Genomic DNA, 13,558 nt, shown 5'->3' with positions numbered 1-13,558 from the left:
CGCGACTCCTTCCAGGGCCTCAGATGCCAGTGCCTCGGATGCCGTCGAGCCCCGGCGTGCGGAAGCGGATGGCGCTCTTGTGGCCAAGCCCGTTGTCGGCGAGCGACTTCGCCGGATCTGGCGTCCACGGCTGTCCGGACTTGAGCCACTGCACGCTGGACCAGTCGATCTGCGCGAAGTCCGGATGCCAGCCGTAGATGCCGGGCAGGACCGCAGTGGCCAGCGCGCCGAAAGGCATGTCCGGCGGCAGCGGCACGCACACCGGTGCGCAGAACGCGAGGTGACGGTCCCAGCCGATGTAGAGCAGCGGCGCGGGAAAACGCTCGCGTGCATCGCGCGGCGTGAATTCATAGGACGCGACAGCGACGACGCTCATGACGCTTCTCCTTTGGCAGTGGTGCTTTCGCCGCGCCAGGCGGCAAAGTTCTTCTGGTCCTGCGAGCCCTCGAAGTCGAGGTTGTCCGTGCCCTCGCCCATTTCGTAGTACGCGAGCACCTCGGCGAGCGGATCGAATCCTTCGGCGGTGGGGTCCGCGCCGGGCTTGAAGCAGTTGCCCTGGTAGATCTGGTGCACCGGCAGCCAGCTCTGCACGTACTTCTCGGGCTCCTGCTCGAAGATGCCTTTGCAGTGGTCGCTGCAGAAGTGGTAGACGTCGCCGAGGTAGCGGCCCTCTCGGTAGCTGATCTCGTCCGGGCGGCCCGGCTCGGTGAACACCATGGGGATCTGGCAGGTGTTGCACAGCATCGGCAGGGTTTTGCTGTAGAAGCGCTCCCCTTGTTGCTGGCGCTCGCGGAAGTACTCCAGCCGCGGGCGGTACAGTGCATCGAAACTCTCGGGGTACTTCTCGGACAGCCAGTCGAGTTCGCTGTCTTGCGGCACCCAGGTGTGCAGCGGCGCGGCGACGTTGTAGTTGTAGAAGGCGTTCCAGGCCTGGTGGCTGATGTGATGCTTGCCTTCACAGGCGTCGGCCCAGCCGGCCGGCTCACGGATGCCGTAGCGCGCGAGGTCCTTGAAGAGCGCACCGCCGTTGCTCTCGGCGTACATCTCCCAAGCCTCCTTCCAGCTCATCACGCGCTTTGGCAGCATGTAGTCCTGCATCATCGCGACGATGGTCAGCAGGCGGTAGCCACGCCAGAACCACTTGTCGATCCAGCGCTGCACGATTGGCACGTTCGCCGGGTCCTGCTCGAGCATGAACTTGATGCACTCGATGCCCAGCGTCATGTGGCGGCTCTCGTCGCTTTGCGCGGAGAAGCCGAACGTGACAGTGGACATATCTCCGTTGTGGGCCGCGCCGCTCATGAAGGGCACGAACAACAGGTTCGTCAGCACGTACTCGAACGAGAAGCTCACTGCGGTCAGAAACTCGAACGGGCCGGCGCTCATGGCGTCCTCGAAGAAGGACTTGGGCACGCTCAGATACCACACGCGGTCGTACCAGTGGTTCGCCCGGTGCATGCCGTTGAAATACTTGTTGTACTGGCTCAGCGCGTGCGTCTCGGTCTGGTAGTGGCGCAGCTCGTCGATGCTCTGCATCTGACAGGCCACACGCGCTCCTGCACCGCGGAACTGCCGTCCCACGTGCGCGAAGCCGCGGTGGGCGCAATACTCGAGCGGGGTGACGCCCTGGAGGAACAGCTTGAGCGCATTGATGTAGCGCGCATCGGTGACGCCGAGTTGGCCGTTGTTCTGCGCGAAGGCCTCAATGACGGCGTAGAGCTTTTTCTCCTTCTCGCCCTGGTACTTCCAGTAGGCGTCCATCGTCAGGCGAAACGGGTCTTCCCAGCGGTCCCAGTCGTGGATGCGGATGCCCTCGTACTGGTCGTACGGAAACACCTTGTCCATCGGCTGGTAAGTGGTTTCCCAGGCAAGGCCGCGGGTCATGGCGGCGTAGCGGTCCTTCAGACCAAGCTTCTTCTTGGCGACACGGGTGTCCATGGATGCTCCTGTTCGGGTTTCAGTGCTGCCAGCTCAGGGTGAACTGGTCGTCGTCCTCGTCGATGTGCCCGCTCAGGGTGACGAGGTTGATGTGCATCTGCTGCAGGTCGTAGCGGCGACCGGTCTGCGACTCGATCGTGTCGCGCCGGATCGTCAGGCGGTTGGGAGCGTCGACCTTGACGAGCCCGGGCGAATGGGAGACCACTGCGTGCGGGTTGTCCGCGACGATGGCCTCGATCACCGGACGAGATTCCTCGTTGTGCTGAAAGGCGATGAAGACGTTGGACATCGGTTCTCCTCGGTATGGGGTGCGGTTTGCAGGCTCAGGTGGCGGCGAGACCGGCCTTGCGCGCACGGGCGGCCAGAGCTTCGACGCCCTCGTTCAGCAGTTCCGCGCCAGGCTTGCCCAGCGCCAAGTGCGCCACTGGTGCCAGGGCCTCGACAGCGCGCGCTGTCCACTGCCGCACCCAGCCATTCAGCAGCGCCCGGTTGGCCTCAGATTCGGCAGCGGCCGTCTTCACCACCGCGTCCACCCAGCGCGCCGTCTCGTCGTGCCACTCCGGCATGAAGGAGGTGAGCATCGCCACTGCCGTGCCTCCGCGAAGCGCCACGTGCTCGTCGACGAAACGGCCGTACACCAGCGGGTACAGCAGCCCGTCGATGACAAGGTTCTGCGCGACGAAGAGCTCAAAGGGGTCGGCGACGACGAGCGTGTCCTCGACAAGCCGCCGCAGGGGCTGCCAGTGCGGGTCCGACAGCCAGGCCGCCTTGGCGAGGTCAAGCACCTCGGGCGTGTCGAGTGCCAAGCCCAGCCGCGTGAGGAACTGGGCGATGCCGAGGTGGTCCATCGCATGGAACATCGCGGGCGCAGTGAGCACTGCGCCCCAGCCATAGGCGCAGATCGCGGCGTTGTTCATGTTGGCACCCCAGGCCACATGGCGCAGGGGCAGCAGCACGGACAGCGCATGCGCCCTGAGCGCGTCATCCATCTTGTCGGCCAAGCCGCGTGACTCCACGAAGGCAAAGTTCGACTCCATCGCGTCCTGCTGCCGGGCCCGCGTCATCGTCCAGGTGGCGTAATAGAACTGGCGGGGGTCGCGCAGCGCGTACCAATCGCTCATCACGATGGCGGTGCGCGACTTGTCGAACAGTTCGTGCTGCGGCGACCAGGTTGGCCGGTAGTGGAAGTTCACCTCGGGCTGTGCGCCGAGGGTGGCCTCCTGATAACGCGAAGCGGCCTTGTCCCCGCCAATGCGGGCTGCGACGGTCGCATAGGTGTGGCGCAGCGGGGTGATGTCCCGTGCCTGCAGGTCGATGTTCATGGGTAGCTGTCTCCTCGTGCGGTTGGTCAGGCCTCGAGCCGCTCGACTCGGTTCGTGGCGCAGAACTCCTCGAAGGCGTCGACCGGCAGCAGCAGTTCGACCGCGAGTTCCGGCGTCCCGATGGAGAACTCGAAGGCAACGAAGTCCTCTCGCGGGCTGTCCATCAGCCGCACGAATTTGCGGCGCGGGTCGAAGGTGGCGGGGTCGGGGTGCTGGGTGGTGTCCATCGCATCAACGCTTTCGTCGGATGCGCTCTCTTTCGCACGGTCCATGCCACCAACCATGGAATCTCGATAATCTCAGGGAAACCACCTAACTGCCGCCTCTTTGACGACCTCGCACCGGCGCGGCCATGAGGGCAAACCCGAGAACCTGAATCAAGGCGCTTCAAGATGCCCATGGCACGCTTCACCAAATGAACAACAAGCCGTGAACCGGGTAATCATTTGATGAGTTGACTGGGGAAGTCACGGACTTCGCCCGCTCAAATTTATCGATAATTGCTCAATGGCAGCTCCTACTCTCCCCCCTCTTCCCGGCGACACCGACCTCCGGCGCCTGGTGCACTTCTCGGCCGGGGACGGCCGCATCTGGCTTGCAGGTCAGCGGATGGTGCTGGTGCACGTTGCGTCCATGGGACTGCTGCGGCGCGAGTTGATGCACAGCTTCGGCTGGGAACAGACTCGCCGGGTGTTGATGCGAACAGGCCACGCCGCCGGCCGCCGTGATGCAGCACTGGCCAGACAGGTTCGAGGCTGCGCCGGGCTGTTCGAGATGTTCGCGGTGGGGCCGCAATTGCACATGCTCTATGGCTCGGTGCAGGTCACGCCCGAGCGCTTTGACGTGGACATCGCGCGCGGTCATTTCGACGGTGTCTTCCGCTGGGACCATTCATGGGAGGTGGATTGCCACGTGCGCGACTTCGGTCCGCAGACGAACCCGGTGTGCTGGATGCTGCTGGGTTATGCAACCGGCTACACCAGCGAGTTCTTCGGCCAGGTCATCCTGTTCAAGGAAACCGAGTGCGCTGCATGTGGATCCCCTCACTGCCGCATTGAGGGACGCCCTCTCGGCGAGTGGCCTGACGGCGAGGCAATGGCACGCGACTACGAAGCCGACTCGCTGCTGGTGCGGCTGGAGGACCTGCAGTCCCAGGTGGAGTCATTGCGGTCGACGCTCGAACCCGCCGACGAACTCGGCCCACTGGTGGGACGCTCGCGGGCCTTCGACGCCGCGATCGGGCTGCTGCGCAAGGCGGCGGCAACTCAGGTGACGGTGCTGCTGACCGGTGAGACCGGCGTCGGAAAGGAGCGTTTCGCTCGTGCCCTGCATGCGATGAGCCCCAGACGCGACAAACCCTTCGTGGCCATCAACTGCGCGGCGCTGCCGGCCGAGCTGATCGAGAGCGAACTGTTCGGTGCCGAGAAAGGTGCCTACACCGGCGCCGGCGTCGCACGGCCCGGCCGCTTCGAACGGGCCGACGGCGGCACCCTGATGCTCGACGAGCTGGGCGAATTGCCACTGACCGCGCAGGCGAAGCTGCTGCGCGTGCTGCAGCACGGCGAGGTGGAACGCCTGGGCGCAACGCAGCCGCGCAAGGTCGACGTGCGCGTCGTGGCGGCGACGAACGTCGATCTTGACGCTGCAGTGGCAGCCGGCCGCTTCCGTCGCGACCTGCTGTACCGGCTGAACGTGTACCCCATCCGCATCCCGCCGCTGCGTGAGCGGGTCGAGGACGTGGAGCCGCTGGCCATGCATCTGCTGCAGCGCTTCGCTTCCCTGCATGCCAAGCGCGTGGGTGGATTCACGGACCGCGCCCTGGACGCCATGCGGCGCCATCCCTGGCCCGGCAACGTGCGCGAACTCGAGAACCTGATCGAGCGCGGGGTGATCCTCGTCGGTGATGGAGAACTGGTCGACGTGGACAGCCTGTTCCCGGGACTGCCGGGGGAGCCGCCCCTCACCGTCAACGCCCAGGGCGACCTTGAGCAGCATGTCGCCGCCGACGGCGGCACGCTGTATGACGAACTGCAGCGTCGCGGCCTTAGTCTGAACGCGATGGAGCAGGTGATCTTGCAGGAAGCAGTCTCGCGCGCTGGCGGCAACCTCGCCGCCGCGGCCCGGGCGCTCGGCCTCACCAGGCCCCAACTGAGCTACCGGGTGCAGCGGCTGAAAGACGCCCCCGGCGACATGAGCCCGAATACCGACAAGGACTGACCGTGGCCAAACGCAGCATCCAGGACGTGACGACGGCCGGCGCCGCGGCAGAGGGCGAAGACCCGTCGCGCACTCTCATCGAACACGCCTACGTCCGCTTGCGCGACGACATCATCGAGGGCTGGCTGCCTCCGGATGAACGGCTGCGGGTCGAGCACCTCAAGGTGCGTTACGGCGTCGGTGCGGGAACGCTGCGCGAGGCGATCACCTGGCTAGTGAGCGACGCACTCGTCGTCGGCGAAGGGCAGCGCGGGTTCCGCGTCGCACCAGCGACGCTTGCCGACCTGGAGGACCTCACGCGCTTGCGGCTGCACATTGAGCTCGACGCCCTACGACAGTCCATCCGGAGGGGAAACGATGCGTGGCGCGCCCACCTGCAAGACGTCTACACCCAACTCTCGGCCGTCGAGCAGCCGCTGCGGCCCAAGGACCGGCGTCGTTGGGAGCAACTCAACACGCGCTTTCACGAAGCGCTGATCGCCGCGTGCGACTCGCCCTGGACGATGAAGGTCCTGCGCACCCTGAGCCGTCACAGCGAACGCTACCGCAGCATCGCCATCGGGAGCCTGCAGGGGTGTCGTGACGTGCACGCGGAGCATCGACTTATTTTCGAGATGGCCATGTCCGGGCAGGAGGCCCGCGCCGCCCTCGCGCTGGAGGCGCACATCCGAGCGACTCCGGACGCGCTGGCGCGATCAGAGTGGACATTACGTGAGGTGGCGTGTCCCCAAGCTTAAAAGCCGAGCCCGGGTGATGTAACGGAGTCTGGAACGGGCACCACGGCGATCGCTTCATCCTGCGCTCGACCCCGGCGCAGTGGGTGGGAGCGTGCGGCGTGCAGCTGCAGCGGCTGGTCGACGCGCTCAAGCACGAGTTGCTGCGCCACGAAGTGCTGCACGCCGACGAGACGCCGGTGGCGATACTCAAGCCCGGCAACGGCAAGACGCACCGGGCGTACCTCTGGAGCTACTGCACCACCGCCTATGCCGAACTCAAGGCCGTGGTCTTCGACTTCGCCGATAGCCGCGCCGGGCGGCACGCCTAGGCGTTCCTCGGCATCGGCACCGACCACGCCTGGCGAGGCAAGCTCGTGTGCGACGACTACAGCGCCTACAAGATGCTCTTCGCACAGGGCATCACCGAGGCGGGGTGCCTCGCGCACACACGGCGCAAGTTCTACGAGCTGTGGACCCAGCAGGACAGCACCTCCTCCTCGCTCACCGCATAGGGGCCGGCCTCGATCACCTGCCCTGGGTGGAAGTCCGCGAACCTCATGCGCCGAACCTCGGGTTGCGTTTCTCATGGAGCGCGGCGAGGCCCTCACGCGCGTCGCTGCCGGCGAAACCGAGGATTTCCAGCGCCAGCGAATGCTCGAAGGCCGGCCAAGCCGCGCGCAGCCAGTGGTTGAGGCTGCGCTTGGTCCAGGCGAGCGCCGTCGGGCTGCCGGCGGCGAGCTGCTGCGCGACACGGCGCGTGGTGGCCTGCAGTTCCTCGTCCGGCACGCACAGGCTCACGAGGCCGATGCGCTCCGCCTCCTCGCCGTCGAGCGGCGTGCACGTCATCAGGTAGTACTTAGCCTTGGCGATACCGCACAAGAGAGGCCAGATCACCGCGGCGTGGTCGCCGGCGGCCACGCCCAGCTTGGTGTGGCCGTCAATGATCTTGGCGCGGCGTCCCGCGACCGTCACGTCGGCGAGCAGCGCGACCGCCGCGCCCGCGCCCACCGCCGCGCCGTTGATCGCCGAGACGATCGGCAGGTCGCAGTCGATCATGCCCTGCACGATCTCGCGCGCCTCGCGCATCACACGCAGCCGCGCCGCCTCGCTCGCAATCATCTCCTCGACGACCTCCATCGTGCCGCCGGCGCAGAAGCCCTTACCCTCGCTGCGCACGAGGATGCAGCGCACGCCGGGCTCGGCGGCGAGCCGGCCCCAGATGCGGCCGAGCTCGCTGTGCCCGGCGGCGCCGGTGGTCGGCATCGTGCTGAGGGCACCGAAGATCAGCTCGGCGATGCCGTCCTCGCCGATCTCGACGCGGAAGTCGGCGGTGTTTAGCTCCAGGGCTCGGGTCATGCGACAGCTCCTTGCTGCCAGGCGCGCTGGCGCAGTTCAGGGCTCACGCGGTAGCGCTCGCCACGGTAGTGGACATCCAGGTGGTCGAGCAGCTGCACGAAGGCGGCGGCGTCCCAGCGCGCGAGCCACTCGTAGGGGCCGGCGGGGTAGTTGACGCCGAGCTTCATCGCGAGGTCCGCGCCTTCGGGCGTGCACACGCCCTGCAGCACCGCGTCGGCCGCCTCGTTGACCAGCATTGCGATCGTGCGCGCGACGACGAGGCCCGCGGCATCTCGCAGCCGCTGCGGCGCGAAGCCCGCCACGCGCAGCCACTGCGCCGCGTCACGCTGCCAGGCCTGCGAGGCCGAGGCCGCCGGCGCCCAGGCGAGCGCCGCCGGAGACGCGGGAAAGCCGGCGATCGGCAGGTCGAAGACGGCCAGATCCCGCACGCCAGTCTCGGCGGCGATCTGCGCCGCGGGCCGGCCGTCGGTCAGGCGCAGCTGCGCTGCGTCGACCTGCAAGCCGACCCAGCTGCTGTCACGTTCGTGCCGACAAGCGACATCTGCCCGCGCCAATGCCTGCGCCAGACCTTCGGCCACAGCACCATCGCCATGCAGCACCAACAACCCGGCCCCCGGTACAGATGCGTTCCCGGCTTCGGCCGCAGGTGCCGTCGCGCCCGCCGCGCCCTCGCGGTAGTCGTAGAAGCCGCGCCCGGACTTGCGCCCGAGCAGGCCGCCGTCCACCAGCTCGCGCTGCACGAGGGAGGGCGTGAAGCGCCGGTCCATGAAGTTCGCCTGCCAGACCGACTCGGTGACGGCGAAGTTGGTGTCGTGGCCGATCAGGTCCATCAGCTCGCACGGCCCCATGCGGAAGCCCGTCGCGCGCAGGCAGGCGTCGAGCACCGCCGGTTCGCCGGCGCGCTCCTGCAGCAGCGCGAGCGTCTCGCCGTAGTAGGGCCGGGCGATGCGGTTGACGATGAAGCCGGGCGTCGAGCGCGCGTGCACCGGCGTCTTGCCCCAGGCCTTCGACAGCCCGAAGATCGCCTCGGCCACCAAGGGCTCGGTGTGCAGTCCGGAGACGACCTCTACCAATTTCATCAGCGGCACCGGGTTGAAGAAGTGCATGCCGACAAGCCGGCCCGGGTGCTGCAGCCCGTGGGCGAGCGCCGTGATCGAGATCGACGAGGTGTTGGAGGCGAGGATGCAGTCGGGAGCGACGAGGCCTTCGAGCTGGCGCAGCAGCGCACGCTTGGCCTCCAGGTTCTCGACGATGGCCTCGATCACGAGCCCCGCGTCGCGGACATCCTCGAGGGCCGCGATCGGACGGATGCGCGCGGCGGTCGCTGCTGCGTCCTCGGGTCGGAGCTTGCCCTTGGCGGTCAGGCCCTCCAGCGTCGCGGCGAGCTTGGTCCGGGCATGCGCGGCCGCGCCCTCGCGCGCGTCGAAGAGCGCCACCGCATGGCCGGCCTGCGCGGCGACCTGCGCGATGCCCACGCCCATGATGCCGGCGCCGATGACGAGCACCGGCGTGGAAGCGGAGAGCGCGTTCATGGATTCACCCAGGCGGCCGGTCGCTTCTGCAGGAAGGCCGCGAAGCCCTCGCGCGCCTCGTCGGTGCCGCGCACGCGACTGATGGTCTGCGCGGTGAGCTCGCGCACCTCGGGCGTGATCGGGCCGACTTCGAGTTGCCCGAAGAGGGTCTTGATCTCGCCGAGCGCGTTCGGCCCGTTCAGCAGCAGCTCGCCGACGAAGGCGTCCACCGCGGCGTCCAGTTCCTCGGCCGGCACGACACGCTGCACGAGGCCGATCGCGAGCGCCTCCTCAGCGCCGATGCGGCTCGCGGTCAGCGCTAATCTCTTGGCGTGGCGCTTGCCGACGGCGTTGGTGACGTAGGGGCCAATGACGGCGGGCAGGATGCCGAAGCGCGCCTCGCTGACGGCGAACTTCGCGTCGCTGCTTGCCACCGCGATGTCGCAGGCGCAGGCCAGGCCCACCCCGCCCCCGAGCGCCAGGCCCTGCACGCGCGCGATGGTCGGCTTCGGGCAGGACTCGATGCGGGCGAGCATCGCCGCGAAGCGCCGTGCATCCAAGAGGTTCCAGTGCAAGCTGGCCTCACTTGCACGCTGCATCCACTGCAGGTCGGCGCCCGCGCTGAAAGCCTTGCCTTCGCCCGCCAGAATGATGGCCCGCACCTCCGGGTCTGCTGCCAGCTGATCGAAGGCCTCGGCCAGCTCGCCGATCATCGTCTCGTTGAAGGCGTTGTACACGGCCGGCCGGGCCATCTCGACCTTGGCAACACCGCGTTCAGCCCGGGAAATCTTCAAGGTTTCCAAGGTAAGTCTCTCCAGAAGAAAAAAGGGCAGGCTTGCTGCTCACGCATTGCCTACCCTGCGATTCGCACAGGAATGGATCAATAAGTCTCGAGGTGCAGGCGCCCCTCGCGCTTGAGCGCGGCACCGAGTGCCTCCCAGCCCATGCCGGCCTGCTGCACCACGTCGCGCAGTGCCAGCACCACGCCCTCCTCCATGCTCTTGAGGCCGCAGACGTAGAGGTAGGTGTTCGGATCCTTGAGCAGCTCGACGAGGTCGATCGCACGCTCGCGCATCGCGTCCTGCACGTACCGCTTCGAGGCGCCCGGCGTGCGCGAGAAGGCGAGGTTGATGTCGATGAAGTCCTTCGGCAGGTTCATCAGCGGTCCGAAGTACGGCAGCTCCTCCTTAGTGCGCGCGCCAAAGAACAGCATCAGCTTGCCGCCCTCGAACTTGCCGCTGCCCCTGAGCCGCCTGCGCCACTCGGTCATCGCGCGCATCGGCGCGCTGCCGGTGCCGGTGCAGATCATCACGATGTTCGAGCGCGGGTGGTTGGGCATCAGGAAGCTCGCGCCGAAGGGCCCGATCACCTGCACCACGTCGCCCACCTTGGCGTCGCACAGGTAGTTGGAGGCCACGCCGCGCACCGGGCGGCCCTCGTGGTCCACCGTCACGCGCTTCACCGTGAGGGAGAGGTTGTTGTAGCCCGGGCGCTCGCCATTGCGCGGCGAGGCGATCGAGTACTGGCGCGCGACATGCGGCTTGCCGCGCGCATCCACCCCGGGCGGAAGAATGCCGATCGACTGGCCTTCGAGTACCGGGAAGGGCAGCGAGCCGAAGTCCAGCACTATGTGGTGCGTGTCGCTGTCGGTGCCGGCCTCGGTGACCCGGTAGTTGCCGACCACGGTCGCGACGGTCGGGCTCTTCGGGCCGAAGAGATTGGTGTAGGCATGTGCTGCCGACCAGGGCGGCAGGGTCGTTCCGTACGCCGAGGACATGAAGGGCACTTCACCGGTGACGGCAGCGGGCGACTTCACCTCCACCGCCGGCGGTAGGGCCTCCTCCAGTGCGACGGAGACGCCTGCAGCGGCGATCTGGTCCTCGGTCAGCTCGGCCGGCAGCTCGTCCCAGGTCAGCTGCTCCTCGATGGGATAGGCCAGCACCTGGGGCATGTTGCGCCAGTTGTCGATCGCGCCCGTCGGGCACGGCGAGATGCAGGCCATGCAGAAGTTGCAGGCTTCGGCCTTGACGACGTAGTTGCGGTCGTCGTGCGTGATCGCATTGACCGGGCAGATCGCCTCGCAAGTGTTGCAGCGGATGCAGATCTCGGGGTCGATCAGGTGCTGGCGGATGACGATCGACGGCGTTGCCATGTCCATGGGGAGTGATCCTTTGCAAGCCAGTCCGGGGGGCACCAGGGGCGCCGGACTGGCTGTTTCTCTCAGTCGGCGCTTGGGTCAGTTGAAGCGCACGTACTCGAAGTCGACCGGCTGGCGGTTGATGCCCATCACCGGCGGCGCGATCCAGTTGGCGAACTTGCCGGGCTCGACGACGCGACCCATCAGGCTCGCGACGAAGGCGCGGTCCTCGGCCGAGGGCAGCCACTCGTCGACCTTCGCGGCCCACTCGGCCTCGCTCACGACGCGGCCGTCCGGCGAGACCTTCACGCCCGCGAGCGTGCCGATCTGGCGGTTGAAGGCCTTGTGAGGCACGGTCAGGCGGAAGGGGATGCCGGCCTTCTCGATCACCTTGTTCCAGCGACCGACCCCCGCGACCGAGTCCTTGATGTAGTCGTCGCGCAGCACCTCGTTGAGCGCATTGAGCATCGGCACGTCCTTGTCGACCAGCCGGTCGCCCTGCACGTCGAGGATCCTGTAGTTCTCGCCCTTGAGCAGGTGGTCGTCGCTGCGCTTGCCTTCCTCGTAGCGGCCCTTGAGCCCGGAGCTGTAGAAGATCGCGGCGTTGGAGGACTGGTCGGCGCCGAACAGGTCGATCGTGACGCTGTAGTGGAAGTTCAGGTAGCGCTGCAGGGTCTCGAGGTCGATCACGCCGGCGGCGCGGATCTTCACCGGGTCGTCGGTCTTGAGCTCGTTCATCGCCTGCACCGTGCGCTGGATGACGCGCGAGATTCCGGACTCGCCGACGAACATGTGGTGGGCTTCTTCCGTCAGCATGAACTTCGTCGTGCGCGCGAGCGGATCGAAGGAACTCTCGGCGAGCGCCGCGAGCTGGAACTTGCCGTCGCGGTCGGTGAAGTAGGTGAACATGAAGAAGCTCAGCCAGTCGGGCGTCTTCTCGTTGAAGGCGCCCAGGATGCGCGGGTTGTCCTCGTCGCCCGAGTTGCGCTGCAGCAGCGCCTCGGCCTCCTCGCGGCCGTCGCGGCCGAAGTACTTGTGCAGCAGGTAGACCATTGCCCACAGGTGGCGGCCCTCCTCCACGTTGACCTGGAACAGGTTGCGCAGGTCGTACTGGCTCGGCGCGGTCAGGCCCAGGTGGCGCTGCTGCTCGACGGACGCAGGCTCGGTGTCGCCCTGCGTGACGATGATGCGGCGCAGGTTGGCGCGGTGCTCGCCGGGCACGTCCTGCCAGGCGGCCTCGCCCTTGTGCTCGCCGAAGTGGATCCGGCGGCCCTCCTCCTTCGGGTTCATGAAGATGCCCCAGCGGTAGTCAGGCATCTTCACGTGGCCGAACTGCGCCCAGCCCTGCGGGTCGACACTGATCGCGGTGCGCAGGTAGACGTCGAAGTCCTGCGAGCCCTCGGGGCCCATGTCGCCTCAGCGTGCGGTCCTCGGACAGGTTGACGTTGTTGGGGATCTTCTCGCTGTAGTTGATGGACGACATGTCGGTTCTCCGTTTTCAGGACATCGGGTGGAGAGTGAAGTGGTGAAACAGCGCCGCGCGCTCCACCGGAGCCCGCGCAGCGCAGCCCTCAAAGGTCAGACGCGGTTGAGGTCGAACTGGGCCTTGTCGCCCTTGCCGTAGACCTTGAGCGCGCCCTTCTCGCCGACAGCGTTCGGACGGTTGAAGATCCAGTTCTGCCAAGCGGTGAGGCGGCCGAAGATGCGCGTCTCCATCGTCTCCTTCTGCGCGAAGCGCAGGTTGGCCTCAAGGCCCGTCAGCGCGTCGGGCGACATTGCGGCACGCTCCTCGATCGCCAGACGGACTTCGTCGCCCCAATCAATGTCGTCGAGCGCAGCAGTGACGAGGCCAAGTTGGAAGGCGGCATCGGCGTCGAGCCCCTGGCCGATCACAGCGCGGGCGGCCTCCAGCGGGCCGGCCTCCTCGTAGAAGCGGCGCGCCAGGCGCGACTGGCCGTTGACCATCGGCCAAGTGCCGAAGTTCAGCTCGCTGAGCGCGAGGCGCGGCGCCTGCTCGGGGGTGTCGGGCAGCGCCAGCATGTAGGCGCGGTCGGCGGCGAAGGCGAGCTCGGCGAGCGTGCCGGCGAAGCAGGAACCCTGCTCGATCAGCGCGAACAGCGTGCGCGACGAGACGTCCAGACGCGCGAGCGTGCGGCGCAGCAGCCCGGTGACCTCGCGCACGAACCAGTGGCCGGCGTGCTGCGCGAGCGCCCGGTCGCAGGCGAGCACGCCCTCGGCGTCGCCCTCGGTCTTGAGCAGCCAGGTGCCGATGTCGAGCTCGTTGGTGCGCATCGACAGGATCGCGTCGTCGAGCTCGCGCGCCATCTGCATCGGCCACCACCGCACGCCCGCGGCCTCGAT

Annotated in this window: 11 protein-coding genes and 3 pseudogenes; 3 read left to right on the top strand and 11 right to left on the bottom strand. The window is 67.3% G+C overall.

What is annotated here, in order from left to right; translation table 11 throughout:
* Positions 1 to 19: 19 nt before the first annotated feature.
* From D3A59_RS21695 to D3A59_RS21675, 5 genes are read right to left on the bottom strand one after another with little or no spacing between them, the layout of a single operon-like run.
* Positions 20 to 376 (bottom strand): phenol hydroxylase subunit P4, encoded by a 357-nt coding sequence (locus tag D3A59_RS21695; protein WP_119157413.1) that lies wholly within the window; start codon positions 374 to 376, stop codon positions 20 to 22.
* Positions 373 to 1,938: an aromatic/alkene/methane monooxygenase hydroxylase/oxygenase subunit alpha gene (locus D3A59_RS21690; protein WP_119157412.1), complete on the bottom strand. Its 1,566-nt coding sequence runs from the start codon at positions 1,936 to 1,938 to the stop codon at positions 373 to 375. Before D3A59_RS21690 ends, D3A59_RS21695 begins: the two co-directional genes overlap by 4 nt.
* Positions 1,939 to 1,957: 19 nt before the next feature.
* A complete protein-coding gene (locus D3A59_RS21685) occupies positions 1,958 to 2,227 on the bottom strand; it encodes an MmoB/DmpM family protein (RefSeq protein ID WP_119157411.1) in 270 nt (89 codons plus the stop codon).
* Between the two features lie 34 nt (positions 2,228 to 2,261).
* The gene (locus tag D3A59_RS21680; protein ID WP_119157410.1) at positions 2,262 to 3,260 is read right to left on the bottom strand and encodes an aromatic/alkene monooxygenase hydroxylase subunit beta; all 999 of its coding nucleotides are present in this window, start codon (positions 3,258 to 3,260) and stop codon (positions 2,262 to 2,264) included.
* Positions 3,261 to 3,286: 26 nt separating this feature from the next.
* Positions 3,287 to 3,487 (bottom strand): phenol hydroxylase subunit, encoded by a 201-nt coding sequence (locus D3A59_RS21675; protein ID WP_119157409.1) that lies wholly within the window; start codon positions 3,485 to 3,487, stop codon positions 3,287 to 3,289.
* Positions 3,488 to 3,767: 280 nt separating this feature from the next.
* On the opposite strand from D3A59_RS21675, the gene D3A59_RS21670 reads away from it, so the two are divergent.
* From D3A59_RS21670 to D3A59_RS21660, 3 genes and pseudogenes are all read left to right on the top strand, one after another.
* On the top strand, positions 3,768 to 5,477 hold the full coding sequence (locus tag D3A59_RS21670; protein WP_119157408.1) for a sigma 54-interacting transcriptional regulator: 1,710 nt from the start codon (positions 3,768 to 3,770) through the stop codon (positions 5,475 to 5,477).
* A 2-nt stretch (positions 5,478 to 5,479) separates the two neighbouring features.
* Entirely contained in the window at positions 5,480 to 6,214 is a 735-nt protein-coding gene (locus D3A59_RS21665) for a GntR family transcriptional regulator (RefSeq protein WP_119157407.1), read from the top strand.
* A 56-nt stretch (positions 6,215 to 6,270) separates the two neighbouring features.
* A pseudogene (locus tag D3A59_RS21660) lies at positions 6,271 to 6,663 on the top strand (IS66 family transposase); the annotation flags it as partial.
* Positions 6,664 to 6,748: 85 nt separating this feature from the next.
* On the opposite strand, the gene D3A59_RS21650 reads toward D3A59_RS21660, so the two are convergent.
* The 6 genes and pseudogenes from D3A59_RS21650 to D3A59_RS21625 all read right to left on the bottom strand — a co-directional run.
* Positions 6,749 to 7,549 carry an enoyl-CoA hydratase/isomerase family protein gene (locus tag D3A59_RS21650; protein WP_119157406.1) on the bottom strand — a complete coding sequence of 267 codons (801 nt, stop codon included), beginning with the start codon at positions 7,547 to 7,549 and terminating at the stop codon, positions 6,749 to 6,751.
* Positions 7,546 to 9,081 carry a 3-hydroxyacyl-CoA dehydrogenase gene (locus D3A59_RS21645; protein WP_119157405.1) on the bottom strand — a complete coding sequence of 512 codons (1,536 nt, stop codon included), beginning with the start codon at positions 9,079 to 9,081 and terminating at the stop codon, positions 7,546 to 7,548. The genes D3A59_RS21650 and D3A59_RS21645 overlap by 4 nt, the downstream gene beginning before the upstream one ends.
* Complete coding sequence (locus D3A59_RS21640) at positions 9,078 to 9,812, bottom strand: enoyl-CoA hydratase-related protein (protein ID WP_240636164.1); 735 nt, start codon at positions 9,810 to 9,812, stop codon at positions 9,078 to 9,080. Before D3A59_RS21640 ends, D3A59_RS21645 begins: the two co-directional genes overlap by 4 nt.
* 128 nt (positions 9,813 to 9,940) lie before the next feature.
* Positions 9,941 to 11,218 carry a benzoyl-CoA 2,3-epoxidase subunit BoxA gene (gene boxA, locus D3A59_RS21635; protein WP_119157403.1) on the bottom strand — a complete coding sequence of 426 codons (1,278 nt, stop codon included), beginning with the start codon at positions 11,216 to 11,218 and terminating at the stop codon, positions 9,941 to 9,943.
* Between the two features lie 78 nt (positions 11,219 to 11,296).
* Positions 11,297 to 12,680 (bottom strand): annotated as a pseudogene (boxB, locus tag D3A59_RS21630) (benzoyl-CoA 2,3-epoxidase subunit BoxB).
* A 95-nt stretch (positions 12,681 to 12,775) separates the two neighbouring features.
* Positions 12,776 to 13,558, bottom strand: a pseudogene (locus D3A59_RS21625) (2,3-epoxybenzoyl-CoA dihydrolase); the annotation flags it as partial.

It is taken from the genome of Caldimonas tepidiphila (genome assembly GCF_003569765.1).
Classification (GTDB): Bacteria; Pseudomonadota; Gammaproteobacteria; order Burkholderiales; family Burkholderiaceae_C; genus Caldimonas; species Caldimonas tepidiphila.
The sequence above is the reverse complement of the archived record's forward strand: the minus strand, read 5'-3'. Positions and strand labels throughout refer to the sequence as shown.

Coding starts and splice junctions, on each gene's coding strand:
- D3A59_RS21640 (WP_240636164.1), bottom strand. CDS start 9,812: ATGGCCCGGCCGGCCGTGTACAACGCCTTCAACGAGACGATGATCGGC.
- D3A59_RS21645 (WP_119157405.1), bottom strand. CDS start 9,081: ATGAACGCGCTCTCCGCTTCCACGCCGGTGCTCGTCATCGGCGCCGGC.
- boxA (WP_119157403.1), bottom strand. CDS start 11,218: ATGGACATGGCAACGCCGTCGATCGTCATCCGCCAGCACCTGATCGAC.
- D3A59_RS21685 (WP_119157411.1), bottom strand. CDS start 2,227: ATGTCCAACGTCTTCATCGCCTTTCAGCACAACGAGGAATCTCGTCCG.
- D3A59_RS21650 (WP_119157406.1), bottom strand. CDS start 7,549: ATGACCCGAGCCCTGGAGCTAAACACCGCCGACTTCCGCGTCGAGATC.
- D3A59_RS21680 (WP_119157410.1), bottom strand. CDS start 3,260: ATGAACATCGACCTGCAGGCACGGGACATCACCCCGCTGCGCCACACC.
- D3A59_RS21675 (WP_119157409.1), bottom strand. CDS start 3,487: ATGGACACCACCCAGCACCCCGACCCCGCCACCTTCGACCCGCGCCGC.
- D3A59_RS21690 (WP_119157412.1), bottom strand. CDS start 1,938: ATGGACACCCGTGTCGCCAAGAAGAAGCTTGGTCTGAAGGACCGCTAC.
- D3A59_RS21670 (WP_119157408.1), top strand. CDS start 3,768: ATGGCAGCTCCTACTCTCCCCCCTCTTCCCGGCGACACCGACCTCCGG.
- D3A59_RS21695 (WP_119157413.1), bottom strand. CDS start 376: ATGAGCGTCGTCGCTGTCGCGTCCTATGAATTCACGCCGCGCGATGCA.